This window comes from Janthinobacterium sp. SUN206, from assembly GCF_030587305.1.
Taxonomy (GTDB): Bacteria; Pseudomonadota; Gammaproteobacteria; order Burkholderiales; family Burkholderiaceae_D; genus Janthinobacterium; species Janthinobacterium kumbetense.
Window position 1 is genome coordinate 459477 of the sequence record NZ_JAPWIB010000005.1, and the last position, 25729, is coordinate 485205.

The window sequence follows — 25729 nt, forward strand, 5'->3', positions numbered from 1 at the left end:
TTTAATATCAAGCACATCAGTATAGCCCCCGCCACTTACGCACAAAGTTATCCACAGAAAGTGTGCGGAACTTTTTGCCTTGGACAAACATGGCCCGGCAAGCCGACATTGACTGATAAAAATGCCTTGCTACATTTTTGCGCACGGAAATAAAGAGCATAGGAATCAAGCGCTTAGTATGCCATGCATGGCCTTGCGCACAATCTTATCCACAAAAAATGTGCAGAACTCTGGCGCGGCGCCGGATTTATCCACTGGAATGCTCATGGCATGGCTTGCCTGAATTTTGCGCAGCATAAAAATAGCCATATAAATCAATGGTATAGCATCACATCGTGGGCCTTGCTCACAATCTTATCCACAGAATATGTGCAAAACTGCATAAATCATTTCGCTTTTTCGCTTGCTTTTCCACCGCGCGGCCAGGCCGTTGCACTGCCTCATTTTTCAGCATTGAAAAAAACTCCTTTAAAATCAATGCTCTTGCATGGAGTCAATCCGCTTGCTCACAATCTTATCCACACTTTATGTGCGAAACTGCCTTTGCGGTGGAAAACTGCCGTTTCGAAGCGCAATCGGGCCGATAAAAGCCCGCTTTTCAGCGCTTGCCACATTTTTATGCATGGCAATAAAAACGATATAAATCAAAGTACTTAGCGCGTATCCTTGCGCTTGCACACAATCTTGTCCACAGATTGTGTGCAGAACTTTGACGGTCTCCCTGGCGTCGATTTCGTGCTCGCTGCCACTTTTTTACTCATTGATTTAATTTCTTTTAAAATCAATGACTTAATTGAATTCCTTGGCTTTGCGCACAATCTTGTCCACAGTAAATGTGCAGAACTCTTGAATTATTGATTTTATGACATTGACTACTGTCGATAAGCTGCTATGCCTGTATTTTGCGCAGTACAATAATTCGCTTGTAAATCAAGGGCTTGCATGCTGGACTTCATGCTTGCTCACAATCTTATCCACACAAAGTGTGCAAAACCGGGGGCGCTTGGCGCCCGCCCGCCAGGCCGTGTGGACAAGTGCCATGCGGGCGCCACTTGCCGCCGGCGCGGCAACGCGCTACATTGCGCCATTCCCGCGCGGACGTACAATCGGTCTTCGGCGCTCGGTACAATACAGGCTGTTCGGGCGGTCCATCGCCTTTCCTCTATCAGGAGTTTCTTTTGCTCGCTATATTTCAAGCCGCTGGCTGGCCCATCTGGCTGTTGTTGATCGCTTCCATCGTCGCTCTGGCCCTGATCATCGAGCGCCTGCTGTATTTGCGCCGCGTCAAGATACTGCCCCGCAAGCTGTTTGATGAAGTGGTGCAGGTGTATCGCAGCGGCAAGATCACGCCGGACACGGTGGCCAAGCTGGAAGACAACTCGCCGCTGGGCGTGGTGCTGGCCGCCGCCCTGCGCAATGTCGACGCGCCGCGCGAAGTGATGAAGGAATCGATCGAAGAGGCGGGCAGCGGCGTGGCTCACACGCTGGAACGTTTCCTGACGACCCTGGGCACCATCGCCACCCTGGCGCCGCTGATGGGGCTGTTCGGCACGGTGATCGGCATGATCGAGATTTTTGCCTCGCCCGGCGCCACCGCGTCGAACGCGGCGCTGTCGCACGGTATTTCCGTCGCCTTGTATAACACGGCATTTGGCCTGGCCATCGCCATGCCGGCCCTGATTTTCTACCGCCACTTTCGCGCCCTCGTCGACAGCTTCGTCATTGACATGGAGCAACAAGCGGTCAAATTCGTCGACATCGTCCACAGTGGCCGCCAATGAACTTCCGCAAAGGCAAGGGGCGTGAAGATCCCGAAATCAACCTGATTCCGTTCATCGACGTGCTGCTGGTGATCCTGATCTTCCTCATGGTCAGCACCACCTACAGCAAGTTCACGGAGCTGCAGATCACTTTGCCGACGGCCGATGCCGAGCAAGCGAAGGACAAGCCGCAGCAGCTCGACGTCACCATCGATGCCAAGGGTAACTACACGGTCAACCGCGAACCCGTCTCGTTCCGCGACGTGGCCGGCCTGGCTGACGCCTTGCAGGATGCGGCCAAGGCGGCCAATGGCGGCAAGGCGCCCGCGCAGACGCCCGTGGTGGTGGTCAACGCCGACCAGTTCGCCATGCACCAGATGGTCATCCACGTGATGGAAGCGGCGCGACTGGCCGGCTATGAAAAGCTGACGTTTGCGGCGCAGGCGGGCGGCAAGTAAGTTCCTACCGTTACCGGCAACAAAATTGGGGACTGACCCGCCGGGTCAGACCCCAGCCCTTTACCCTTCACCGCATGCCCACATCCTCTCCCGCCAAGCTTGAAACCACTCTTACCCGCGCCTGGCTGACGCGCGGCCCGCTGGCGTGCGCGCTGTGGCCCGTGTCGCTGCTGTTCGGCGCCTTGAGCAGCGTCAGGCGCGGCCTGTACCGGGCCAACCTCCTGACATCGGCGCGCCTGCCCGTGCCCGTCGTCGTCGTCGGCAATATTTTCATCGGCGGCACGGGCAAGACGCCGCTGACGATCTGGCTGGTGCAAGCCTTGCGCGACGCGGGCATGCGCCCGGGCGTCATTTCGCGCGGCCATGGCAGCGCCGACCGCTTGCCGCGCGCCGTCAGCGCTGCCTCCACGCCGCAGCAGGTGGGCGACGAGCCGCTGCTGATCTTCCAGCGCGGCGGCTGCCCCGTGATGGTGGGGCGCGACCGCGCGCAAGCGGGCAGGGCGCTGCTGGCCGTGCACCCGGACGTCGACGTGCTGGTGACGGACGACGGCTTGCAGCATTACGCCTTGCAGCGCGACGTGGAAATCGTGCTGTTCGACGGCCGCGGCGCCGGCAATGGCTGGCTGCTGCCGGCTGGACCGCTGCGCGAATCGCCGCGCCGGCGGCGCGACGTGACGGTGATCAATGCGCCCGAGCTGGCGCCGGCACTGGTGGGCCAGGTCGCGCCGCAAGGCGGGCTGGTGGTGCAGATGCGGCTCGATGGCGGCGTGGCCGAGCGCCTGCTGAACCGCGGCGAAAGCATGGCCCTTGCAGACCTGGCGGCCAGCGGCCAGCGCATCGTGGCGGCGGCCGGCATCGGCAATCCTCAGCGCTTCTTTACCATGCTGCGCGGGGCCGGACTGGACTTCACGGAGCTGCCCCTGCCCGACCACCACGACTTCCTCGACCAGCCATTTGCCGCCCTCGACACGGATGTGATCTTGATCACCGAGAAGGATGCAGTAAAATGTGCGCAAATTGAACATCTCAAAGATGACCCGAGACTGTGGGTCGTCCCCGTCAGTGCGCGCATCGATAGCGCGCTGGCCCAACAAATTGTGGAGAAATGTCGTGGACGCTCGACTGCTTGATATCCTGGTCTGCCCTGTTTGCAAGGGTCCGCTTGAACACGATAAGAAGGCGCAGGAACTGATTTGCCGCGCCGACCGTCTGGCCTATCCTATCCGCGATGGCATCCCCATCATGTGGGCGGACGAAGCGCGCACCCTGCAAGACGCAGTGGAATAACGATGGCGTTCATCGTCATCATCCCGGCCCGCCTGGCCTCGACGCGCCTGCCGGGCAAGCCGCTGGCCGACCTGGGCGGCAAACCCATGGTGGTGCGCGTGGCCGAGCAGGCGCTGCTCTCGGGCGCCGCGCGCGTCATCGTCGCCACCGACCATGACAGCATCCGTGCCGCCTGCGCCGAGCATGGCGTGGAAGTGTGCATGACGCGCAGCGACCATCCGTCGGGCACGGACCGCATCGCCGAAGTGGCGCGCACGCTCGGGCTGCCGCCGGACGCCGTCGTCGTCAACCTGCAGGGCGACGAACCGTTGATCGATCCGGCCCTGCTGGCCGCCTGCGCGGCGCAGATCAGCGCCGCCGTCCCCATGGCTACCTGCGCCCATCCGCTGCATGATGTGGCCGACGCGTTCAATCCGAATGTGGTGAAGGTCGTGCTGGACAAGAACGGCCGCGCCTTGTATTTCTCGCGCGCCACCATCCCGTGGCACCGCGACGGCTTCGCGCAGTCGAAAGACAGCTTGCCGGCAGGCTACGTGCCCCTGCGGCATATCGGCCTGTATGCGTACAGCAATGCGTTTTTGCAAGAATATCCGCAATTGTCCGCCTCGCCGCTGGAAGCCATCGAAGCGCTGGAGCAGCTGCGCGTGCTGTGGCACGGTGTTGCCATCGCCGTCCACGTGACCGATAGCGCCCCGGCCGCCGGTGTCGATACGCCGGAAGATCTTGCCAGGGTGCAAGCCCACTACGGCGCCCTGTAAGCGCTACCCGCAAAACGGCAGGCGTGCAAATATAATTTTGTGCGCCTGCAGTAAAAACCACATTTTGAAACGTGCGCCGCGCGAATTGCTGGCTTTGATCAATCAGGGCATAGCAATTCGATAGCAAACTGGCGTTCCGGGGATTTTTTGTGGTAAGTTTCGTAGGGAAAGATAGCCTTAGCAACACCATCTAAAAAAAATTACACATACCACCATCCAAAATCTGTTTTTTAGGAACTTTTCAATGCGTCTGATACTTTTAGGAGCACCCGGTGCCGGCAAGGGCACCCAAGCTAATTTCATCAAAGAAAAATACAACATTCCACAAATCTCCACGGGCGACATGCTGCGCGCGGCGATCAAGGAAGGCTCCGAACTGGGCCTGGCCGCGAAAAAAGTCATGGATGCGGGCGGCCTCGTGTCGGACGACATCATGATCGGCCTGGTCAAGAATCGCCTGCAGGAAGCCGATTGCGCCAATGGCTACCTGTTCGACGGCTTCCCGCGCACCATCGCGCAAGCGGACGCCATGAAAGACGCCGGCATCAATGTCGACTACGTGCTGGAAATCGACGTGCCTGACGCTTCGATCATCGAGCGCATGGACGGCCGCCGCAGCCACCCGGGTTCGGGCCGCGTGTATCACGTCAAATTCAACCCGCCCAAGGTCGACGGCGTCGACGACATCACCGGCGAACCGCTGATCCAGCGCGACGACGACAAGGCGGAAACGGTCAAAAAGCGCCTGGACGTGTACCACAACCAGACCAAGGTCTTGTTGGGCTACTACAATGACTGGGCCAAGTCCGGCCTGCCAGGCGCACCGAAATACCGCCGCATCGCCGGCGTCGGTCCGGTCGAGCAAATCCGCGACAGCGCATTTGCCGCCCTGGCGGAATAAGCAGTTTATGAAAAGCGGACCTGAGTGTCCGCTTTTTTTGTGCCCGCTTTTCGCCAGCGGTGCCGCATCGTTTTCGTAGTTCAGGTTTTTTGCAGGTCGTGTTTTCCTGGCTGCGCGTGCCTACCCGGTGCGGTCTGCAGCTGTTGGCAATGACGTCGGATAAAAACAGAAGGGGACGATATGGCAGCCAGCTTGTGGTTTGCGGTAGTCTGCGGCGTGGTCGCAGTTATTTACGGTTTGGTGTCGCGCAGCTGGATTCTGAGGCAGGATCCCGGCAACGCGCGCATGCAGGAAATTGCCCTGGCCATCCAGCAGGGCGCGGCCGCCTACCTGGCGCGCCAGTACCGCACCATCGCCATCGTCGGCGTGGTGTTATTGATCGCCATCTATGCGCTGCTTGGCCTGCACACGGCGCTGGGCTTCCTGATCGGCGCCGTGCTGTCGGGCGCCTGCGGCTTCATCGGCATGAATGTCTCCGTGCGGGCCAATGTGCGCACGGCGCAGGCGGCCACCCTGGGCATCAACCAGGCGCTGAACGTGGCCTTCAAGGGCGGGGCGATCACGGGCATGCTGGTGGTGGGACTGGGCTTGCTGGGCGTAACCCTGTTCTACTGGCTGCTGGCGACGACGGGCGCGCCCGGCCTCACGCAGCATGACCTGATCAAGCCCCTGATCGGCCTGGCCTTCGGCGCCTCGCTCATTTCCATCTTCGCGCGGCTCGGCGGCGGCATCTTTACCAAGGGCGCCGACGTGGGCGCGGACCTGGTGGGCAAGGTGGAGGCGGGCATCCCCGAGGACGATCCGCGCAACCCGGCCGTCATCGCCGACAACGTGGGCGACAACGTGGGCGACTGCGCCGGCATGGCGGCCGACCTGTTCGAAACCTATGTCGTGACCCTGATCGCCACCATGCTGCTGGGCGCACTGCTGATGGCAGAGGCCAGCAGCACGGCCATCATCTACCCGCTGCTGCTGGGCGCCGTCTCCATCCTCGCGTCCATCGTCGGCTGCTCGATGGTGAAGACGGCCCCCGGCAAGAAGATCATGTCGGCCCTGTACACGGGCCTGTGGTGGGCGGCCGGCCTGTCGCTGGTCGGTTTTGCCGTGGTGACGTGGCTGCTGTGGCCCGACGACGCCATGCGCTACAAGATGCTGGGCGCCACCGTCGTCGGCATCGTCCTCACGGGCCTGATGGTGTACATCACCGAGTACTACACGGGCACGGATTTCAAGCCCGTGCGCCACATCGCCGAAGCGTCGACGACGGGCCACGGCACGAATATCATTGCCGGCCTGGGTGTGTCGATGAAGTCCACGGCGTATCCGGTGCTGGCCGTCTGCGTCGCCATCCTGATATCGTATCAATTGGCGGGCCTGTACGGCATCGCCATCGCGGCCACTTCCATGCTGTCGATGGCGGGCATCATCGTCGCGCTCGACGCGTATGGCCCCATCACGGATAACGCGGGCGGCATCGCGGAAATGTCGGGCTTGCCCGACTCCGTGCGCGCCATCACCGATCCTTTGGATGCCGTCGGCAACACGACCAAAGCCGTCACCAAGGGCTACGCCATCGGCTCGGCCGGGCTGGCCGCGCTGGTGCTGTTCGCCGACTACACGCATGCGCTCGAATCCGTGGGCCAGCACATCACCTTCGATTTGTCGAACCCCATGGTCATCGTCGGCCTGTTCATCGGCGGCTTGATACCGTATCTGTTCGGCGCCATGGCGATGGAAGCCGTGGGCCGCGCAGCAGGCGCCGTGGTGGTGGAGGTGCGGCGCCAGTTCCGCGACATCAAGGGCATCATGGAAGGCACGACGCGGCCAGAATACGACAAGGCCGTCGACATGCTGACGGCGTCGGCCATCCGCGAAATGATCGTGCCGTCGCTGCTGCCCGTGGTGGTGCCCATCGTCGTGGGCATGCTGCTGGGGCCTGCGGCGCTCGGTGGCTTGCTGATGGGGACGATCGTCACGGGCCTGTTCGTGGCCATTTCCATGACCACGGGCGGCGGCGCCTGGGACAATGCGAAGAAATACATCGAGGATGGCCATTTCGGCGGCAAGGGTTCGGACGCGCACAAGGCGGCCGTCACGGGCGACACGGTGGGCGACCCGTACAAGGATACGGCCGGGCCGGCAGTGAACCCCTTGATCAAGATCATCAATATCGTGGCCCTGCTGCTGGTGCCGCTGCTGCCGGCCACGGGCTGGCTGGCGGTCAAGGCGCCGGCGCCCATCCACGCGCCCGCGCCGCCCATCCTGGCGCCGGCGACACCCGTGCAAAGCTTGCCCGCGCAATAAACTGCGCCATCCCCGCAGCCCCGTGGCCAGCGCCGCGGGGCTGTTTGTATTTTGCGCAAATGAAACTTTCCTGCCGTCCATATCCTCGGCGTATCAAAGGTGAGCAATTGTTACGGCGCCTTTGCTTGTGCTGGCTCTCTGTCAATAATGAAACGAGTGTCACAGTTGGGCATGAAGGCGGGAGGATGTCATGGACAGCATCAGCAGGAAGGGCGGCGCGCTGGCGGCGCTCTTGGTATTGGCGGTCACGGCGGGAGTGGCCCAGGCGGCGCCGGGCCGGCATGGCGGCTTTCACGGCGGCCACGGCCACTTCCATGGTCGTTCGCACGTGGGCGTCTGGGTGGGATCTCCCTGGTGGTATGGCTACGGGCCTGGCTGGTATGGCGACCCGTGGTATGGCTATCCCTATCCATATGGGCGCACCCTGATCGTGCAGCCGCCGCCCGTGTACATCGAGCAGGGCGGCGAGCCGACGGCGCAGATGTGGTACTACTGCGCGAGGCCGCAGGGCTATTATCCCTATGTGAAAAATTGCAGTACGGCATGGCGTGCCGTGTTGCCGACCAGCGTGCGCTGACGGGGAGGCGACGATGAACACGAAAGCGTTGATGGGGCGTGCCGGCCTGCTGGCGCCCCTGCTGCTGGCCGCCTGCACGGTGATGCCGGAAGGGCCGTCGGCCACGGCCTTGCCCGACACGGGCAAGAGCCTCGAGCAATTCCGCGTCGATGACGGCAGTTGCCGTGGCTACGCGCAGGCGCAGCTGGCCGGCCCGGGCGCGGCCGACAGTTCCTCGCATGGCATGCAGCGCAGTTACGATGATTCTTATCAAAAATGCATGTATGCGAGCGGCCACAAGGTGCCCGCGGCCGGGCGGATGCTGGGCAGCGTGCCGGCGAATGCCGCCACGCCGCCGCCCGATACGCCGCCGCCCCGTTACTAGCCGCTTAGAAGCGCGACGTCAGGCCGACGAACATGCGCCGTCCCGGCACGTAATAGTCGACCAGTCCATCGGCCGTCGGACCCTTCTTGAACAGGTTTTGCACGCCGCCGCGCACGGTCCATTGCGGCGTGACCTTGTACGACACGACGGTGTCGACGATGGTGTAGGCCTTGTCGGCCAGCTTGCCGGCGTCGAGTTCCTTGCCCGTGTACTGGGCCGATACTTCGCCGAACAGCTGGTCGTTGACTTGCCAGCCCAGCGCCGAGTACCACGACAGTTTCGGCGTCGACAGCAGGTTGGCGCCCGTGGTCAGGTTTTTCGCTTCCGCCATGTAGGTGACGTTGTTACGCCAGTTCAGGTTTTTCGTCAGCGGGATGGTGGCCGTCGCTTCCAGGCCGCTGGTGCGCGCCTTCTGGATATTCGTCATCTTGGTCCACCAGCGCTGCTGGTAAAAGCCCAGCGGCGCATAGTCGATCTTGTTCTTGAAATCCGTGTGGAACCAGGTCAGGCCCACATCCCAGCCATTCTGTTCCCACGCCACGCCGATCTCGCCGGCCGTGCTCGTTTCCGGCTTCAAGTCCGCATTGCCGGCCATGTAGCAGTCGCCCTTGATGTAGCCCAGCGGCTTGAGGCTGCCGCAACCGCGTCCGGCCGAGTTGGTTGCCGCCGCTGGCGAGTTTTCCTTCAGGCTCGGGGCGCGGAAGCCTTGCGAGATGCCGCCCTTGATGGTCCAGGCGGGGGCAGGGTGGTACACCAGGTACAGGCGCGGACTGTAATGGTTGCCGAACTTGCTGTGGTGATCGAGGCGCAAGCCGGCCGTGGCCGTCAAGTCCTCGCGCAGGAACAATTGATCTTCCGCAAACAGGGCCGAGGTGGTGCCGGACAGGGTCGCGCCGCTCACGGTGTTGCCCAGGTAATCGGTGGGTACGGTGCCGATGGTGTTCGTGTTCGTCAATTCCTGGTGCTTCCACTGGCCGCCCATCACCAGCATTTGCTCGATGCCGCCCCAGCCGACCCGTTTTTCCAGGCTGGCATCGAGCGTGCTGTCCTTGGATTTGGCCACCGTGCCGACGAATTGGTTGTCGAAATCGTTGTGATACAGGTTGACCGTGGTCTTGCCGAAGTCCCAGCGGCCTTCGTAGCCGAGGCTGACGCTCTTGCGTATCAGCTTGTTGGCGCCCCAGCTGGGAACCAGCGACTCGCCGTCCGCATCGCGTGTGCTCGAACCGCTGGCTTCCTGCCTGCCATAGCTGGCGTCCAGCGACAGGTTCTGTTTCTTGCCCAGCGCCCAGGTCAGCTGGCCCGAGACAGTCTGGTTGCGTTCGCCGCCGATGCCGCCCGCTTTGTCGAATTTTTCATCGGGATTCTGGCGCGTCTGGCTCACGCCCAGGCGCATGCCCACCGTGTCCGACAGGGGGCCGGCCAGGTTGACGCCCAGCTGGTGCGCCGTGCCGCGGTCGCTTTCCTGCGGTTGCGTGTAGTTGGCCGTGGCCGAACCGTTCCACTTGCCCGGCACCTTGCGCGTGATGATGTTGATCACGCCGCCCATGGCGTCCGAACCGTACAGCGACGACATGGGTCCGCGCACCACTTCGATGCGCTCAATCATGTCGGGCGAGATCCAGTTCAAGTCCTGGCGGCCCAGGTCGGGACGGTAAGCCGTGTCGCTCGAGCTGCCCACGCGCTTGCCGTCGACCAGGATCAGGGTGTATTTGTCGGGCAAACCGCGCAGCTTGATCTTCGACGCTTCGCCTTCGGGGCCGTTGCCGCCCGTCACGCCGGGGATACGGCGCAGCAAGGTATTCAAGTCATACACGGGCTGGCGCTCGATTTCCTCGCGCGTGATGACGCTGATGCTGGCCGGCGCATCCTTGATGTCGATGGCCGTGCCGGACGCCGTGACGACCACCGTGTTCATGGTGGGATCGGCGGCCACATTGCCTTCGGCCCAGGCGTTGCTGACGGCCAGCGAGAGCAGGCAGGGCAGGAGCAGGGCGGCGGAATGCATGGAGCGGCCGGGAGTGGAAACGGGGGCTGCGAAGGCGGGACTACGCTTGGTCATGGTGAACTTTCCGGATGTTGTTATTTCCTGGCTGCCTTCCGGGTGGCTCGGGTATGAATGAATGAAAAGAGTAAAAAATGCGCTCCCATCCTGCGAATGAGAATAAGAATCGTTCTTATTGTAATGCCATACTGGCAAGAAGGAAAGTGCTGAAAGGAAATAAAACACCGTTACGCTGTGCGCATGGCAGGTACAAGCGTGACAAATTGTTACCCGCGCTGGCATCTGGCGCGGCGTGTGCCAATAATGAAAGTTGCGATGGATGCTTGGGAGGCGGCATGAAGAGGCTGGCAAAAACGATATCGGCACTGGCGTGCTCCATGCTGCTCGCTGGCGGCCATGCCCGGGCGCAGGAGCAGGCGGCGCCTGCCGAGTCCTTGACTGAGCCTTTGCCCGTGTGCCAGCTCGACCCGCGCGACAGCGGCAAGCTGGCGGTGGAGCCGTGCCGCCCGGCGCCGCCCGTGCAGCCGCGCCGTTCCGTGGCGCAAGTGATCGGCCGCATGCCGGCGCCGCCCGTGCAGCCGCGCCGTTCCGTGGCGCAAGTGATCGGCCGCATGCCGGCGCAGCCTGCGTCACCGGTCGTGCCCATCGCGCCCCTGCCGCCCAGCCCGGCCGTGCCGATGCCGCGCGCGCCGCAGCCCATCGGCTCATGCGACTCAGGCGGTTGCCGCGATGCGGCAGGCGCGCGCTACAACGGCGCGGGCAACGCCACGCTCGATGCCAACGGGCGCATCTGCCACCGCAATGGCGCTTTCATGCAGTGTTTTTAACTTTCTCATTCGCCAGCGCTGCAAGTTTTCGCTCGGTGACCATAAAAATGGCTACAATTGTCGCCGACATTACGTTTACGTAAACGTAATGATGGCATCATGTATCAACCATCAGGCGCCGGGAACACGGCCCTTATCACTCAGGAGATTTCATGCAGATTCAGGACAATGTATTCATCATCACGGGCGGCGCATCGGGCTTGGGCGCCGCCACGGCGCGCATGCTGACGGCGGCCGGCGGCAAGGTCGTGCTGGCCGACGTGCAGACGGAAGCGGGCCAGGCGCTGGCCGCTGAACTCGGTGGCGTGTTCGTCCAGTGCGACGTGACGTCGGAAGAGGACGGCCTGGCCGTGGTGGCGGCAGCCACGAAGCTGGGCACCTTGCGCGGCCTGGTCAACTGCGCCGGCGTGGCGCCTGCCGTGAAAACCGTGGGCAAGGATGGCCCGCATCCGCTGGCCCTGTTCCAGAAGGTCGTCAACATCAACCTGGTGGGCACCTTCAATATGTGCCGCCTGGCGGCCGACGCCATGGCGAAACAGGATGCGACGGCCGAAGGCGAGCGCGGCATCATCATCAACACGGCTTCCGTGGCGGCCTACGATGGCCAGATTGGCCAGGCCGCGTATGCGTCGTCGAAGGCGGCCGTGGTGGGCCTGACCCTGCCGATGGCGCGCGACCTGTCGCGCAACGGCATCCGCGTGATGACGGTGGCGCCCGGCATTTTCGAAACACCGATGTTGCTGGGCATGCCGGCCGAAGTGCAGGATGCGCTGGGCAAGATGGTGCCGTTCCCTTCGCGCCTGGGCAAGCCGGGCGAATACGCGCAGCTGGTGAAAGCCATCGTGGAAAACGTCATGCTCAATGGCGAGACCATCCGCCTGGACGGCGCCATCCGCATGCAGCCCAAGTAAGGGGCAGTGCCCTGACGGGCATTTGATGTAGGATACCCCCGTATGGGGCGTACAGCCTTGCCTGGCTGTGCGTCCTTTTTTTATCGGAGAATCCATGATCATATTGAAGCCGCTGGCACTGAGCCTGACCTTGCTGGGAGCCCTCGCTGCCAGTCCCGCATTTGCCGAGGTGCCGCAAAAGGCGCCGGAAATCGCCACCGCGTATGCGGAGAAATCGGGTTGGGCGGCACAGAAATTCATGGTCGCCGCTGCCAATCCGCTGGCCGCCGATGCCGGCTACCAGATGCTGAAAAAGGGCGGCAGCGCCATCGACGCGGCCATCGCCACGCAGCTGGTCCTCACCCTGGTCGAGCCGCAATCGTCGGGCATCGGCGGCGGCGCCTTTTTGCTGTACTCCACGGCCAAGGGCGTGCAAGCGTTCGACGGGCGCGAAACGGCGCCTGCCAGCGCCGATGAACACCTGTTCCAGAATGCCGACGGCAGTCCCGTCTCGCGCGCCACGGGCGTGGTGGGCGGGCGTTCCGTGGGCGCGCCGGGCGTGCTGCGCATGCTGGAACTGGCGCACAAGGAGCACGGCAAGCTGCCGTGGGCGACCCTGTTCGGCCCCGCCATCAAGCTGGCGCACGGCGGCTTTCCCGTCAGCCAGCGCCTCAACGGCCTGCTGAACTGGGACCAGGCCCTGAAGCGCGACCCGGTCGCCGCCGCGTATTTCTATGATCCGGACGGCAAGGCATGGCCCGTCGGCCACGTGCTGAAAAACCCGCAGCTGGCGCGCACCCTGCGCGAGATCGCCCGTGGCGGCGCCGACGCGTTTTACAACGGCCGCATCGCGCGCGACATCGCCGCCAAGGTGGCGGCGCATCCGACCAATCCGGGCAAGCTGACGGCGCAGGACATCGCCGGCTACCGCGCCAAGGTGCGCGAACCCGTCTGCAGCGATTACAAGGCCTGGACCGTGTGCGGCATGCCGCCGCCATCGTCGGGCGGCATCGCCATCGCGCAGATGCTGGGCATGCTGGAAGTGAAGGATATCCGGCCGTATGCGCCCGTCGACGGCGTGCTCGATGCGCAGGCGATCCACCTGTTCTCGGAAGCGGGGCGCCTGGCTTACGCGGACCGCAACCGCTACGTGGCGGACACGGACTTCGTGCCGCTGCCGGGCAATGGCGTCGCCTCGATGCTGGATAAAACCTATCTGGCGCAGCGCGCCTCGCTGATCGGCGACAAATCCATGGGCAAGGCCATGCCTGGCACGCCGCCGGGCATGCAGGTGGCGTGGGGCATGGACAACGCCTTGCAGCGCCCGTCGACCTCGCACCTGGTGGCGGTGGACGCTTTTGGGGGCGGCCTGTCGATGACCACCAGCGTGGAAGACGCGTTCGGTTCGCGCCAGATGGTCGACGGCTTTTTGCTGAATAACCAGCTGACGGATTTCTCGTTCGATTCGCGCGATGCCGACGGCCCCATCGCCAACCGGGTCGAAGCGGGCAAGCGTCCGCGCAGCGCCATGTCGCCCACCCTCGTGTTCGAGAAGGGCACGCACAAGCTGGTGCTGGCGACGGGTTCGCCCGGCGGTTCGTCCATCATCAACTATGTCGCCAAGGTGCTGGTCGGCACCATGGACTGGGGCTTGAACGTACAGCAAGCGATCAGCCTGCCGAACTTCGGCAGCCGCAATGGCCCGACGGAGCTGGAAAAGGGCCGCGCGCCCGCCGCGCAAGTCGAGGCGCTGCAAGCGATGGGCCACGAGGTGCGCGTGATCGAACAGAACTCGGGCTTGCAGGGCATCATGCGGCTGAATGCGCATGGCAAGGATTTCTGGTTTGGCGGCGCCGATCCACGTCGTGAAGGCATGGTCAAGGGAGATTGAAACTTTTCCACAAAGTATCAAGACCCTGCTAATCTGCCGGCATGGGAATGCAAAATAAAACAGGCTTGATACTCACGGGAGGAGGCGCCCGTGCCGCCTATCAGGTGGGCGTGCTGCAGGCGATTTCGGCGATTTTGTGGGAAGCGGGCTGGGCGCCGGCGCGCAATCCGTTCGACATCATCTGCGGCACCTCGGCCGGCGCCATCAACGCCACGGCGCTGGCCTGCCGTGCCGATAACTTCGGCGAAGGCGTGCAAAAGCTGCTAGACGTGTGGCAGCACATCGAAGTCGAGCAAGTCTACCGGGCCGATTCGCTGGGCGTGATCCGCTCGGGCGCGCGCTGGCTGTCGCTGCTGTCGTTCGGCTGGCTGCTGCGCCAGTGGCACGCATCGCCGCCCAGTTCCCTGCTCGACAACACGCCGCTGGTCAGCCTGCTGCACCGCATGCTCGACCTGCCGCGCCTGGACGCGGCCCTGGCCGACGGCCTGCTGCATGCGCTGGCCGTGACGGCGTCGTCGTACTCGGGCAGCCGCCACATGACGTTTTACCAGACGGCCGAGGATATCGCGCCCTGGGTGCGCACGCAGCGCCTGGCCCTGCCGGACCAGATCGGCGTGGAGCACTTGCTCGCCTCGGCCGCCATCCCCTTCATCTTTCCCGCCGTGCCCCTGTACGTGGGCGGCCAGCGCGAATACTGCGGCGACGGTTCCATGCGCCAGCTGGCGCCGATCTCGCCGGCGATCCACCTGGGCGCGAACAAGGTGCTGGTGGTGGGGGCGGGACGGATGACGGAACCGGCGCCCGCCGCGTCCGAAGCGGCACGCTACCCGAGCCTGGCGCAGATTGCCGGCCACGCGCTGTCGTCGATCTTCCTCGATGGGCTGGCCGTCGACATCGAGCGTCTGAACCGCATCAACCTGACCCTGTCGATGCTGCCGCCCGAATTGCTGGGCAAGACGGCCTTGCGGCCCGTGGAATTGCTGGTCATCGCGCCGTCCGAGCGGCTCGACGCCATCGCCAGCCGGCATATCGGCAGTTTGCCCCGCCCCATCCGCACCATGTTGTCGGGTATCGGCGCGGCCGAAGCGCGCGGCGCGGCGCTGGCATCGTATTTATTGTTCGAATCGACGTATACTAACGAGCTGATCCGTCTTGGACAGCGCGATACGCAAGCCCGCAAGGATGATGTCCTGGCGTTCTTTGGTTCCTGAGACGGCCCCTGGAGCGGTGTGCGGGTTTTTCGCGTTTTTTTTGACAGGACGATTGTGCTGGTATTTCGACGTGTTTGCGATGTTGCTTTACTGTTAATTCTGCTGATGGGCGTCCCGGCCGCGGCGGCGCCTGCGCCCACCCTGCGTTTCGACCAGCTCAGCGTCGACCAGGGTCTGGCGCAGGAATCGGTGCTGGCCATCGCCCAGGACCGGCAGGGCTATATGTGGTTCGGCAGCCAGTCTGGCCTGAGCCGCTACGATGGCTACCGCATGGTCGTCTACAAGAATATCGAGGGCGACAAGACCAGCCTGGCCGACAATTGGGTGGGCGAGCTGCATGTCGATAGCCAGGGCCAGCTGTGGATCGGCACCGACAATGGGCTGGACCGCTTCGACGCCGCCAGCCAGACCTTCATCCATTACGTTCCGGCCGAAAAGAGCAAGCGCGGCAACGGCAACCGGCATATCCACGCCATCCTCGACGATGGCGCGCGCGGCTTCTGGATCGCCACCTCGGACGGCTTGCAGCATTTCGACCCGGCCACGGGCACCTTCCGCACCTGGCACCATGAAGAGGGCAATCCGCACAGCCTGGGCGACAATGAAATCAAGGCGCTGGCGCTGGACGCGCAACAGCGCCTGTGGATCGGCACGGTAACGGGCCTGGACATGCTGGCGCCTGGCAGCGAGCGCTTCGAGCATTTTGCCGTCGACACGGAGCCTGGCTCGAAATACAACGTGATCCAGTCGCTGCTGATCGACCGCCAGCAGAACCTGTGGATTGGCACCATGGCCGGCGCCGAGCGCTGGCGCCTGGGCGGCGCCGGCCAGCCGCCGCAGGCGCGCGTGCGCTTCGGCGAGAAGCATGGCTTTTCCGCCATCCGCGTGGCCAGCCTGTACCAGGATGTCGACGCCACCGTCTGGCTGGGCAGCAATGCCGACGGCCTGTTCCGCTGGCTGCCCGCGAGCGACACCTTCCTGCAATACCGGCATCAGACGGGCGACAAATTCAGCGTCGCCGACAACCAGCTGTCGTCCTTGTACCGCGACCGCGCGGGCACCTTCTGGGTCGGCTCCTGGTACAGCGGCGTGAGCCGGGTCGACCTGGGCAGTGGCGGCTTTTCGCGCATGGCGCGCGCGCCCGGCGACGTGGGCGCGCTGGCGGACAAAAAAGTGCGCGCCGTGGCCGATGCGGGCGATGGCAAGCTGTGGCTGGCCACCAAGGGCGGCCTGAAACTGTACGACACGCGCGACGGCAGCTCGCGGCTGTTCGATCTGCGCAGCTCACCCGGCATGTCGCGCGACGAGCAGGTCACGACCCTGTACAAGGCGCCGGACGGCGTGCTGTGGGTGGGCGGTTCGACGGGCTTGCACCGCTTCGATCCGGCCCTCGGGCGCTTCTTCACCATGCGCTTTGCCGCCGGCGACCCGAATAGCGACACGATCCGCAATATCGTGAGCGACCGCAGCGGCATGCTGTGGGTCTCGACGCGGGGCGGCGTGCACCGCTTCGACCCCGTCAGCCGCCGCTTTACCACCTACCGCCACGACCCGGCCAACCCGAACAGCTTGTCCGACAACATGGTGCGGCCCGTGCTGGAAGACGGCAAGGGGCGCTTGTGGATAGGTTCCTTCCACGGCCTGGACTTGCTGGACCGCGCCAGCGGCCACTTCCGCCATTTCCGCCACGATCCGCAAAACCCGCATAGCCTGAGCCACGACGAGGTGCATTACCTGCACGAGGACAAGCGCGGCGTGCTGTGGGTGGGCACGGCCAATGGCTTGAACCGCATGGACGTCGACGCCAAGGGCGAGATCCGCTTCCGCCGCTTCGTGCGCAAGGATGGCATGGCCGACGACGCCGTCGCCAGCATCCTCGGCGACGACAACGAGCAGCTGTGGCTGAGCACGAACAGCGGCATCACGCGGCTCGACATGCGCAGCGGCCTGTTCCGCAATTACGACAGTGCCGATGGCACGGTGGAAGGCTCGTACTTCGATGGCGCGGCCCTGCGCGCGGCCGATGGCACCATGTATTTCGGCGGCTTCAACGGCATGACGGCGTTTGTGCCGCAGGATATCCACGACAACCGCGTGCCGCCGCTGGTGGCCATCACGGAGCTGCAGATATTCAACAAGCCGGTGGCCATCGGCCGCGGTGAGTTCGCGCACGTGCTCAAGGCGGCGATCGACCACACGCGCAACCTGGTGCTGACCAGCCGCGAAAGTGTCTTTTCGCTGGAATTCGCAGCCCTGCATTTCGCCGCGCCCCAGCGCAATATGTTCGCCTACCGGCTCGAAGGCTTCGACCAGGACTGGGTCATGACGGATGCGGGGCGGCGCTTTGCCACCTACACCAACCTCGATGCCGGCAACTACGTGTTTCGCGTCAAGGCGGCCAACAAGGACGGCGTGTGGAACGAGAGCGGCGCCACCCTGGCCATCACGATCCTGCCGCCGTTCTGGAAAACCTGGTGGTTCCGCACCCTGATGGCGGCGCTGCTGCTGGGCGCCATATATGGCGCGTACCGCCAGCGCGTGCGCGCGCTGCGGCATCAGCAGAATGAACTGGAAAAGCAGGTCAGCGAACGCACGGCGGAGTTGCAGAGCAAGGAAATCGAAGTGCTGGCGCAGTCGGAAAAGCTGGCGCAAGTCAACAGCAGCCTGACGAAAAACGAAGAAAGCCTGCGCCAGGCCAAGCGCAAGGCCGAGGATGCGACGCGCCAGAAGTCGGAATTCCTGGCCAACATGAGCCACGAGATGCGCACGCCGCTGGCCGGCGTGATCGGCATGCTGGGCTTTGCCCTGCGCGACGAGCAGCTGCACGACGCCACGCGCGAGCAGATCCTGCGCGGCCAGGCCAACGCCCAGTCGCTGCTGGTGATCATCAATGACTTGCTCGATTTTTCCAAGATCGAGGCGGGCAAGCTGAGTATCGAAAACATCGACTTCGCGCTCGGCGCGGCGATCGAGACGGTCGTCACCCTGTTCGAGGAGCAGGCTGCCGCGCGCAGCATCGGTTTCGCCATCGATTTCGCGCCCGACCTGCCGCCCTTCGTGGTGGGCGACCCGACCCGCTTGCGCCAGGTGCTGGTCAACCTGGTCGGCAATGCCTTCAAGTTCACCCAGCGCGGTGGCGTCAGCCTGAGCGTCGAACGGGCCGGCGTGGCCAGCGGCAGCGGCGGACGCAAGGTCAACCTGATCCGCTTTACCGTCAGCGACAGCGGCATCGGCATCGATGCCGAGGCCATGGCGCGGCTGTTCCAGAAATTCGAGCAGGCCGACGCCAGCACTACGCGGCGCTACGGCGGCACGGGACTGGGCCTGGCGATCTGCCGCCAGCTGGTCGAACTGATGGATGGCCAGATCGAGGTGGCCAGCACGCCGGGGCAGGGCAGTACCTTTGCCTTCACCTTGCCGCTGGCCGATGGCGTGGCGCCGCCGCTGGTGCCGCAGGTGGCGCTGGCGCCGCACAGCCACCAGTTGCGCGTGCTGTGCGCGGAAGACTTCCCCACCAACCAGATCATCATCCGCGTCATGCTCGAAGAGCTGGGGCACCGGGTCGACGTGGTCGCCAACGGCGTGCTGGCGGTGGCGGCTTGCGTGCATACGCGCTATGACCTGATCCTGATGGATGGGCGCATGCCGGAGATGGACGGCGCCACGGCGACGCGCCTGATCCGTGTGGGCGGCTGGCCGGACCAGCCCGTGCGCGACCAGGAATTGATGATCGTGGCCCTGACGGCGAACGCCAGCGAAGAAGACCGCAGCCGCTATCTTGGCGTCGGCATGGATGATTTCCTCAGCAAACCCGTCGACGAGGCGGTGCTGCATGGCTTGCTGGCGCGCGCCATCGAGCGCCAGCTGCAGCGCGGTTTCATGTTGCCGCGCATGCCGTCGAACGCGCCGCGCGGCACGGCGCGGGGACAGGCCGAACTCGACGCCCTGTTCGGTATCGCGCCGGCACTTCCCGTCGCGGCGCCTTCCCAGTCCATCCGCAGCGGCGAACTGCAACGGCGCATCCGCGTCGCCTTCGTCGCCGACCTGGAAGGGCGTTTGCGTGAACTCGACGACGCCCTGGCGGCGCAGGACAAGGACAACGCCGGGCGCCTGCTGCACGGTTTGAAGGGCAGCGCCGCCTACCTCGATGAAACGCAGCTGCACATGCTGTGCACGGAAATGGAAGAAGCGGCGGACGGCGGGCGCTGGACGCAGGTGGCCCTGCATTTGCCGCAATTGCGCGCACTGTTGGCGCAAATAGCTGTTTTGGACAAGGAAATGTAAAATAGGCAATGCCGGCCATGGAGCGCGCGGCGAAACTGGGTAGAATACGGCCAGGCACCGAGACGCTGCCGCCAATGGAGAAAGCAATGAAAGTACTGGTGGTTGACGATGATGTCGTGTCGCGCATGGTATTGATGCATTTGATCGACAGCTGCGGCGTGCACGATATCGTGGAAGCCGAAGATGGCGCGGCGGCGTGGGAACAGCTCGAAGGCGGCTTGCGCCCGTCGCTGTGCTTCTGCGACTTGCGCATGCCGCGCCTGTCCGGCATGGAACTGCTGCAGAAAATCCGCTCCGACAGCGCGCTCGATGCCATGCCGCTGGTGCTCGTGTCGTCGGCCAATGATCAGGACACGGTGCGCGACGCTGTGCAGGCCGGCGCCGCCGGCTACATCGTCAAGCCTTTCCAGCCGGAGCAGGTGCGCCAGCATATCGATGCCTGCTTCGACGTCTCGGCCTTGCCGGCCGAGGCGCCGCGCGACACCTTGCAGCGGCTGGGCATCGACAGCGAACGCCTGCTGGCGTATCTGACGGGCTTCCAGGGGCAGATAGTCGCCGCCAGCGAACAGGTCGACGCCTTGCTGGCGCGCGGCGAGCCGGCCCAGGCGCGCCAGCAGCTCGAACGGCTGCACCTCGGTTGCCGCACCCTGGGTTTGCATGGCGCGGAAGCCGGGATGATGGCCCTGCTGCAGGCCTCGGTGCTCGATGGCGACCAGATGCAGACGGCGCTGGCCGCGCTGGCGCGCAGCGTGGCGCAGCAGGCGCGCCTGCTGCGGCAACAGGACGGGATCGACTGAATCTGCTGTTTTTTGCTTGCCGGGAAAATACTTTAGGTTTAAAGTATCTGCTTCCGGGCCTTGTGCACGCGCCCGCTACCAGCCAGGATGAGCATGAGCAGCGACCCTTCGCCTACCACCGCATCTCCCCAGGACGACTTTGCGCGCACGCATTTGCCGCCGCGCGCACTCTGGCCGCAGCTGTGCCTGGACTTGCCCGAACTGCAGTATCCGGCGCGCCTCAATTGCGTCGCCGCGCTGCTCGATGCCGCCGTGGCCAATGGCGGCGGCGGGCGCACCGCTATCCTTGCCGACGGCCAGCGCTGGACGTACGCGCAGCTGGCGCGGCAGGTCGACCGCATCGCCCACGTGCTGCGCAGCGACCTGCGCCTGATCCCCGGCAACCGCGTGCTGCTGCGCGGCGCGAATACGCCCATGATGGCCGCCTGCCTGCTGGCCGTGCTGAAAGCCGGCTGCATCGCCGTGCCCACCATGCCGCTGCTGCGCGCGCGTGAACTGTCCACCATCCTGGCCAAGGCGGAAGTGAACGCCGTGCTGTGCGCACAAGGCTTGCGCGCGGAACTTGACGCGCTAGCGTCCCTGCCGCCCATGCTGTGCTTTGGCGCCGACGGCGCCGAACTGGAACAGCGCATGGCGGCCCACGATGCGCCCATTGCCGCATGCGATACGGCGGCCGACGACGTCTGCCTGATCAGCTTTACCTCGGGCACGACGGGCGTCCCCAAAGGCACCATGCACATGCACCGCGACCTGCTGGCCATCTGCGACTGCTTTCCCCGCTCCATGCTGCAGGTGCGCGCCGACGATATCTTCATCGGCACGCCGCCGCTGGCGTTCACCTTCGGCCTCGGTGGCTTGCTGCTGTTCCCCCTGCGCTTTGGCGCATGCGCCGTGCTGCTGGAAAAACTCACGCCCGACGCCTTGCTGCGCGCCATCGAGGCGTACGGTGCCACCATCTGCTTCACGGCGCCCACCTTTTACCGCCAGATGGCGCTCCTGGCGGCCAGCCACGACTTGCGCAGCCTGCGCCTGTCCGTCTCGGCCGGCGAAGCGCTGCCGCTGGCCACGCGCGACGCCTGGCAGGCGGCGACGGGCCTGGCCATGACGGACGGCATCGGCGCCACCGAGATGCTGCACATCTTCATTTCCGCCACGGGCGAGGGCATCCGTCGCGGCGCCATCGGCAAGGCCATTCCCGGCTACCAGGCATGCATCGTCGATGACGCAGGGGTGCCGCAGCCGCCCGGCGTGACGGGCCGCCTGGCCGTAAAAGGCCCCACCGGCTGCCGCTACCTGTCCGACCCGCGCCAGCGCGAGTATGTGCAAAATGGCTGGAACCTGACGGGCGACACCTTCGAGATGGATGCCGACGGCTATTTCTATTACCGCTCGCGCAGCGACGACATGATCGTTTCGGCCGGCTACAACATCGCCGGCCCGGAAGTGGAAGAGGCGCTGCTGCGCCACCCGGCCGTGGCCGAATGCGGCGTGGTCGGGCGCGCCGACGCCGAGCGTGGCCAGATCGTCGAGGCGCACGTGGTGCTCAAGGAGGGCTGCCAGGCCAGCGATGCGCTGGTAGCCGAACTGCAGGACTTCGTGCGCCTGCAGATCGCCCCGTATAAATACCCGCGCGCCATCCATTTCCTGCCTTCCCTGCCGCGCACAGAAACGGGCAAGCTGCAGCGCTTCAAACTTCGTACGGACACTCCATGAATATTGTCTGCATCGGCGGCGGCCCCGCCGGCCTGTATTTCAGCCTGCTCATGAAAAAGCAGAACCCCGCGCACCGCATCACCGTCATCGAGCGTAACCGCCCGTACGACACGTTTGGCTGGGGCGTCGTGTTTTCCGACCAGACCCTGGGCAACCTGGCCAACGCGGACGAGCCGACGGCGCGCGCCATCCTGCAGGCGTTCAACCACTGGGACGATATCGAGATCCACTTCAAGGGCGAGACCGTGCGCTCCGGCGGCCATGGCTTTTGCGGCATCGGCCGCAAGCGCCTGCTCAACATCCTGCAGGCGCGCTGCGAGGAACTTGGCGTGCAGCTGGTGTTCGAGACGGAAGTGCAGGACGACCAGGCCATCGCGCGCCAGTACGGCGCCGACCTGGTGATCGCCAGCGACGGCTTGAACAGCCGTATCCGCACGCGCTATGCGGCCAGCTACCAGCCCGAGATCGACCAGCGCCATTGCCGCTTCGTCTGGCTGGGCACGCGCAAGAAATTCGAGGCCTTCACGTTTGCCTTCCGCCAGACGCCGCACGGCTGGTTCCAGGCGCATATTTACCAGTATGACGGCGAGACCTCGACCTTCATCGTCGAAACACCCGAACATGTGTGGCGTGCGGCGGGCCTCGATGCCATGAGCCAGGAAGAGGGCATCGCCTTTTGCGAAGCCCTGTTCGCCGAGGAACTCGATGGCCACGGCTTGCTGAGCAATTCGCCGCACCTGCGCGGCTCGGCCCAGTGGATCACCTTCCCCCGCATCGTCTGCCGCCAATGGGTGCACCGCCAGGATGGCGTGCCCGTCGTGCTGATGGGCGACGCGGCCCACACGGCGCATTACTCCATCGGCTCGGGGACCAAGCTGGCGCTGGAAGACGCCATCGAACTGGCGCGCTGTTTCGGCCAGCATGCCGACGCCGCTGCCGGTACGGATGCTGCGCTGACCGCCTACCAGCAGCTGCGCACCATCGAGGTGCTCAAGATCCAGAGCGCGGCGCGCAATTCCATGGAATGGTTTGAAAACGTCGAGCGCTACAGCGCCATGGAAGCGCCGCAGTTCGCCTATTCCATGCTCACGCGCAGCCAGCGCATCTCGCATGAAAACCTGCGCCTGCGCGACCCTGCCTACGTGGCCGATTACGAGCGATGGCTGGCGCGGCGCGCGGGCGAGCAGGCTGGCGTGGCGATGCTGGACGAGGCCTTGCCGCCCATGCTCACGCCATTCCGCTTGCGCAGCGTGCTGCTGAAAAACCGCATCGCCGTCTCGCCGATGGCGCAGTACAGCGCCGTCGATGGCGTGGCGGGCGACTACCATCTGATGCACCTGGGTGCACGCGCCATGGGCGGCGCGGGGCTGGTATTTGCCGAGATGACGTGCGTGTCGGCCGATGCGCGCATCACGCCCGCCTGCCCGGGCATGTACAGCGAAGCGCACACGCAGGCCTGGCGCCGCATCGTCGATGTCGTGCATGCGAACAGCGATGCGAAGATCGCCCTGCAGCTGGGCCACGCGGGGGCGAAAGGCTCGACGCGGCCCATGTGGGATGGCATCGACCTGCCCTTGAAAGAGGGTAACTGGCCGCTGATCTCGGCCTCGGAGCAGCAATACCTGGCCGGCGTGTCGCAGGTGGCGCGTGCGGCCACGGAAAGCGACCTGGCGCGCATCGAGCAGGATTTCGTGCGCGCCACCCTGGCGGCGGCCGTCGCCGGTTTCGACTGGCTGGAGCTGCATTGCGCGCACGGCTATCTGCTGTCGAGTTTTATCTCGCCGCTGACCAACCGCCGCACGGATGAATATGGCGGCAGCCTGGAAAACCGCTGCCGCTATCCGCTGCGCGTGTTCCGCGCCATGCGCGCCGCCTGGCCGCAGGATAAACCCATGAGCGTGCGCATCTCGGCCCACGACTGGGTCGATGGCGGCATCACGCCCGACGATGCCGTCGTCATCGCGCGCCTGTTCAAGCAGGCGGGCGCCGACCTGATCGACTGCTCCTCGGGTCAGGTCAGCAAGCTCGAACAGCCAGTCTACGGGCGCATGTTCCAGGCGCCGTTCGCTGACCGCGTGCGCAACGAGGCGGGCATCGCCAGTATGGCCGTCGGCTCGATTTTTGAAGCCGACCACGCCAACAGCATCATCGCCGCCGGGCGCGCCGACCTGTGCGCCGTGGGCCGGCCGCACCTGGCCAACCCGGCCTGGACCCTGACGGAGACGGCGCGCATCGGCTACAGCGGCGCCGGAGCTGTCTGGCCGAAACAGTACCGGCCGGGCCAGCAGCAGCTGGAACGCAATCTGCAGCGCGAGCGCCAGCTGGCGGCCGCCAATACGGGTCTCACCCCGCAACAGGTAGCCGCGCGGCTGCTGGAAGGATGACATGAAGACGCAAGCGATAATCGACAGGCATGCGTTGGTGACGGGCGCCGGCAGCGGCATCGGCCTGGCCTGCGCGGGCGCGTTGCTGGACGCGGGCGCCCGCGTCACCCTGGCCGGGCGCGACGGCGCGCGGCTGGCGCGCGCGCGCATGCAGCTGGAAGAAGAGGGCCATGCGGGCAGGGTGGCCATCTGTGTGCTCGATGTGGCCGTGGAAGCGTCCGTGCAGGCGGGTTTCGCGCAGGCCGCCGCGCATTTCGGCCGCATCGATATCTTGATCAATAACGCGGGCCAGGCGCATGCGGCGCCTTTCGGCAAGACGGATACCGCCATCTGGCAGCAGATGCTGGCCGTGAACCTGACGGGCGTGTTCCACTGCTGCCAGGCGGCCATGCCGGGCATGCTGGAAGCGGGCTGGGGACGCATCGTCAACGTGGCGTCGACGGCGGGCTTGAAAGGCTACCGCTACGTCAGCGCCTACGTCGCCGCCAAGCATGGCGTGATCGGCCTGACGCGCGCGCTGGCGCTGGAAGTGGCGCCGCGCGGCGTCACCGTCAACGCCGTCTGCCCCGGCTACACGGAAACGGACATGGTGGCCCAGGCCGTGCAGAATATCGTGCGCAAGACGGGGTGCGGCGAAGATGCGGCGCGCGCGGAACTGGCGGCCAGCAATCCGCAGCAGCGGCTGGTGCAGCCGCGCGAAGTGGCCGATGCGGTGGCGTGGCTATGCCTGCCCACGTCGGCCGCCATGAATGGACAATCGATCGCCGTCGCCGGCGGTGAAGTCATGTAACGGAATGAAGACCATGGATAAAGAACCCGACAATGTGCAGGACGAACCCGTGCTGGATCTGGCCAGCCGGTTGACGCAGGATCACCACCAGTCGCTCAAGCTGTGGCTGCGCATGCTCTCGTGCACGGTCAAGATTGAAAACGAGGTGCGCACGCGCCTGCGCGCCACCTTCGGCATCACCTTGCCCCGCTTCGACTTGATGGCGCAGCTGGAACGCTTTCCCGAAGGTCTACGCATGGGCGAACTGTCCAAGCGCATGATGGTCACGGGCGGCAATATCACGGGCATCACCGACCAGCTGGAGCAGGAAAAACTGGTGGCGCGCGTGGTCGATCCGAAGGACCGCCGCTCGTACAGCGTCAAGCTGACGCCGGCGGGCCGGCGCGCGTTCGACGAAATGGCGCGCGTGCACGAAGGCTGGATCGCCGAACTGCTGCACGGCGTGACACCGGACGACAAAACCCGATTAATCGACCTGCTGTCGCACATGAAGCAGCAGTTGAATAACACCCCCCTAAAGGATTGAGC

General features: G+C 64.6%; 21 protein-coding genes. 20 read left to right on the forward strand and 1 reads right to left on the reverse strand.

Translation table 11 applies throughout. From position 1 onward, the window contains the following. Positions 1–183 precede the first annotated feature (183 nt). The 10 genes from O3300_RS25395 to O3300_RS25440 all read left to right on the forward strand — a co-directional run bounded on the left by O3300_RS25395 (position 184) and on the right by O3300_RS25440 (position 8409). Complete coding sequence (locus tag O3300_RS25395) at positions 184–657, forward strand: hypothetical protein (protein WP_305054460.1); 474 nt, start codon at positions 184–186, stop codon at positions 655–657. Positions 658–1178: 521 nt separating this feature from the next. Continuing rightward, positions 1179–1781 (forward strand): MotA/TolQ/ExbB proton channel family protein, encoded by a 603-nt coding sequence (locus O3300_RS25400; protein WP_099665101.1) that lies wholly within the window; start codon positions 1179–1181, stop codon positions 1779–1781. After that, positions 1778–2218: a biopolymer transporter ExbD gene (locus tag O3300_RS25405; protein ID WP_035825768.1), complete on the forward strand. Its 441-nt coding sequence runs from the start codon at positions 1778–1780 to the stop codon at positions 2216–2218. Before O3300_RS25400 ends, O3300_RS25405 begins: the two co-directional genes overlap by 4 nt. A 74-nt stretch (positions 2219–2292) precedes the next feature. Further along, on the forward strand, positions 2293–3348 hold the full coding sequence (gene lpxK / locus O3300_RS25410; RefSeq protein WP_305054461.1) for a tetraacyldisaccharide 4'-kinase: 1056 nt from the start codon (positions 2293–2295) through the stop codon (positions 3346–3348). Then, a complete protein-coding gene (locus O3300_RS25415; protein WP_010395789.1) occupies positions 3329–3505 on the forward strand; it encodes a Trm112 family protein in 177 nt (58 codons plus the stop codon). Before lpxK ends, O3300_RS25415 begins: the two co-directional genes overlap by 20 nt. A 2-nt stretch (positions 3506–3507) precedes the next feature. Further along, the gene (gene kdsB, locus O3300_RS25420) at positions 3508–4263 is read left to right on the forward strand and encodes a 3-deoxy-manno-octulosonate cytidylyltransferase (RefSeq protein WP_289900017.1); all 756 of its coding nucleotides are present in this window, start codon (positions 3508–3510) and stop codon (positions 4261–4263) included. A 244-nt stretch (positions 4264–4507) separates the two neighbouring features. Next, positions 4508–5164 (forward strand): adenylate kinase, encoded by a 657-nt coding sequence (gene adk, locus O3300_RS25425; RefSeq protein ID WP_077400901.1) that lies wholly within the window; start codon positions 4508–4510, stop codon positions 5162–5164. 180 nt (positions 5165–5344) lie between these two features. Beyond that, positions 5345–7468, forward strand: a complete 2124-nt coding sequence (locus tag O3300_RS25430) for a sodium-translocating pyrophosphatase (RefSeq protein ID WP_305054462.1) — start codon at positions 5345–5347, stop codon at positions 7466–7468. Positions 7469–7658: 190 nt separating this feature from the next. After that, positions 7659–8045 carry a hypothetical protein gene (locus tag O3300_RS25435; protein ID WP_305054463.1) on the forward strand — a complete coding sequence of 129 codons (387 nt, stop codon included), beginning with the start codon at positions 7659–7661 and terminating at the stop codon, positions 8043–8045. Positions 8046–8058: 13 nt separating this feature from the next. Then, positions 8059–8409, forward strand: a complete 351-nt coding sequence (locus O3300_RS25440; protein ID WP_305054464.1) for a glycine zipper family protein — start codon at positions 8059–8061, stop codon at positions 8407–8409. A gap of 4 nt (positions 8410–8413) precedes the next feature. Here the strand turns inward: O3300_RS25440 and O3300_RS25445 are convergent, their stop codons facing one another. Then, complete coding sequence (locus O3300_RS25445) at positions 8414–10471, reverse strand: TonB-dependent receptor domain-containing protein (protein WP_305054465.1); 2058 nt, start codon at positions 10469–10471, stop codon at positions 8414–8416. A 320-nt stretch (positions 10472–10791) separates the two neighbouring features. On the opposite strand from O3300_RS25445, the gene O3300_RS25450 reads away from it, so the two are divergent. The 10 genes from O3300_RS25450 to O3300_RS25495 all read left to right on the forward strand — a co-directional run bounded on the left by O3300_RS25450 (position 10792) and on the right by O3300_RS25495 (position 25727). Next, entirely contained in the window at positions 10792–11241 is a 450-nt protein-coding gene (locus O3300_RS25450; protein ID WP_305054466.1) for a hypothetical protein, read from the forward strand. A 152-nt stretch (positions 11242–11393) separates the two neighbouring features. Then, positions 11394–12152 carry a 3-hydroxyacyl-CoA dehydrogenase gene (locus O3300_RS25455; RefSeq protein ID WP_099665094.1) on the forward strand — a complete coding sequence of 253 codons (759 nt, stop codon included), beginning with the start codon at positions 11394–11396 and terminating at the stop codon, positions 12150–12152. Between the two features lie 94 nt (positions 12153–12246). Continuing rightward, positions 12247–14022 (forward strand): gamma-glutamyltransferase, encoded by a 1776-nt coding sequence (gene ggt, locus O3300_RS25460; protein ID WP_305054467.1) that lies wholly within the window; start codon positions 12247–12249, stop codon positions 14020–14022. A 41-nt stretch (positions 14023–14063) separates the two neighbouring features. Next, the gene (locus tag O3300_RS25465; protein WP_034751717.1) at positions 14064–15233 is read left to right on the forward strand and encodes a patatin-like phospholipase family protein; all 1170 of its coding nucleotides are present in this window, start codon (positions 14064–14066) and stop codon (positions 15231–15233) included. Between the two features lie 105 nt (positions 15234–15338). Then, the gene (locus O3300_RS25470; protein ID WP_305054468.1) at positions 15339–19517 is read left to right on the forward strand and encodes a two-component regulator propeller domain-containing protein; all 4179 of its coding nucleotides are present in this window, start codon (positions 15339–15341) and stop codon (positions 19515–19517) included. A gap of 86 nt (positions 19518–19603) precedes the next feature. After that, positions 19604–20314 carry a response regulator gene (locus O3300_RS25475; RefSeq protein WP_077400918.1) on the forward strand — a complete coding sequence of 237 codons (711 nt, stop codon included), beginning with the start codon at positions 19604–19606 and terminating at the stop codon, positions 20312–20314. Between the two features lie 93 nt (positions 20315–20407). After that, positions 20408–22027 (forward strand): AMP-binding protein, encoded by a 1620-nt coding sequence (locus O3300_RS25480; protein WP_305054469.1) that lies wholly within the window; start codon positions 20408–20410, stop codon positions 22025–22027. Beyond that, positions 22024–24411, forward strand: a complete 2388-nt coding sequence (locus O3300_RS25485; RefSeq protein ID WP_305054470.1) for a bifunctional salicylyl-CoA 5-hydroxylase/oxidoreductase — start codon at positions 22024–22026, stop codon at positions 24409–24411. Before O3300_RS25480 ends, O3300_RS25485 begins: the two co-directional genes overlap by 4 nt. A 1-nt stretch (position 24412) precedes the next feature. Beyond that, positions 24413–25201, forward strand: a complete 789-nt coding sequence (locus tag O3300_RS25490) for an SDR family NAD(P)-dependent oxidoreductase (RefSeq protein WP_305054471.1) — start codon at positions 24413–24415, stop codon at positions 25199–25201. A gap of 13 nt (positions 25202–25214) precedes the next feature. Further along, entirely contained in the window at positions 25215–25727 is a 513-nt protein-coding gene (locus O3300_RS25495; protein WP_289913501.1) for a MarR family winged helix-turn-helix transcriptional regulator, read from the forward strand. The last annotated feature ends 2 nt before the right edge of the window (positions 25728–25729 follow it).

What these genes read in the sequence shown, in the direction of transcription:
- O3300_RS25395 (WP_305054460.1), top strand. Translation starts at nt 184, where the DNA reads ATGCATGGCCTTGCGCACAATCTTATCCACAAAAAATGTGCAGAACTC.
- O3300_RS25405 (WP_035825768.1), top strand. Translation starts at nt 1,778, where the DNA reads ATGAACTTCCGCAAAGGCAAGGGGCGTGAAGATCCCGAAATCAACCTG.
- lpxK (WP_305054461.1), top strand. Translation starts at nt 2,293, where the DNA reads ATGCCCACATCCTCTCCCGCCAAGCTTGAAACCACTCTTACCCGCGCC.
- kdsB (WP_289900017.1), top strand. Translation starts at nt 3,508, where the DNA reads ATGGCGTTCATCGTCATCATCCCGGCCCGCCTGGCCTCGACGCGCCTG.
- adk (WP_077400901.1), top strand. Translation starts at nt 4,508, where the DNA reads ATGCGTCTGATACTTTTAGGAGCACCCGGTGCCGGCAAGGGCACCCAA.
- O3300_RS25430 (WP_305054462.1), top strand. Translation starts at nt 5,345, where the DNA reads ATGGCAGCCAGCTTGTGGTTTGCGGTAGTCTGCGGCGTGGTCGCAGTT.
- O3300_RS25435 (WP_305054463.1), top strand. Translation starts at nt 7,659, where the DNA reads ATGGACAGCATCAGCAGGAAGGGCGGCGCGCTGGCGGCGCTCTTGGTA.
- O3300_RS25440 (WP_305054464.1), top strand. Translation starts at nt 8,059, where the DNA reads ATGAACACGAAAGCGTTGATGGGGCGTGCCGGCCTGCTGGCGCCCCTG.
- O3300_RS25445 (WP_305054465.1), bottom strand. Translation starts at nt 10,471, where the DNA reads ATGACCAAGCGTAGTCCCGCCTTCGCAGCCCCCGTTTCCACTCCCGGC.
- O3300_RS25450 (WP_305054466.1), top strand. Translation starts at nt 10,792, where the DNA reads ATGCTGCTCGCTGGCGGCCATGCCCGGGCGCAGGAGCAGGCGGCGCCT.
- O3300_RS25455 (WP_099665094.1), top strand. Translation starts at nt 11,394, where the DNA reads ATGCAGATTCAGGACAATGTATTCATCATCACGGGCGGCGCATCGGGC.
- ggt (WP_305054467.1), top strand. Translation starts at nt 12,247, where the DNA reads ATGATCATATTGAAGCCGCTGGCACTGAGCCTGACCTTGCTGGGAGCC.
- O3300_RS25465 (WP_034751717.1), top strand. Translation starts at nt 14,064, where the DNA reads ATGGGAATGCAAAATAAAACAGGCTTGATACTCACGGGAGGAGGCGCC.
- O3300_RS25470 (WP_305054468.1), top strand. Translation starts at nt 15,339, where the DNA reads ATGGGCGTCCCGGCCGCGGCGGCGCCTGCGCCCACCCTGCGTTTCGAC.
- O3300_RS25475 (WP_077400918.1), top strand. Translation starts at nt 19,604, where the DNA reads ATGAAAGTACTGGTGGTTGACGATGATGTCGTGTCGCGCATGGTATTG.
- O3300_RS25480 (WP_305054469.1), top strand. Translation starts at nt 20,408, where the DNA reads ATGAGCAGCGACCCTTCGCCTACCACCGCATCTCCCCAGGACGACTTT.
- O3300_RS25485 (WP_305054470.1), top strand. Translation starts at nt 22,024, where the DNA reads ATGAATATTGTCTGCATCGGCGGCGGCCCCGCCGGCCTGTATTTCAGC.
- O3300_RS25490 (WP_305054471.1), top strand. Translation starts at nt 24,413, where the DNA reads ATGAAGACGCAAGCGATAATCGACAGGCATGCGTTGGTGACGGGCGCC.
- O3300_RS25495 (WP_289913501.1), top strand. Translation starts at nt 25,215, where the DNA reads ATGGATAAAGAACCCGACAATGTGCAGGACGAACCCGTGCTGGATCTG.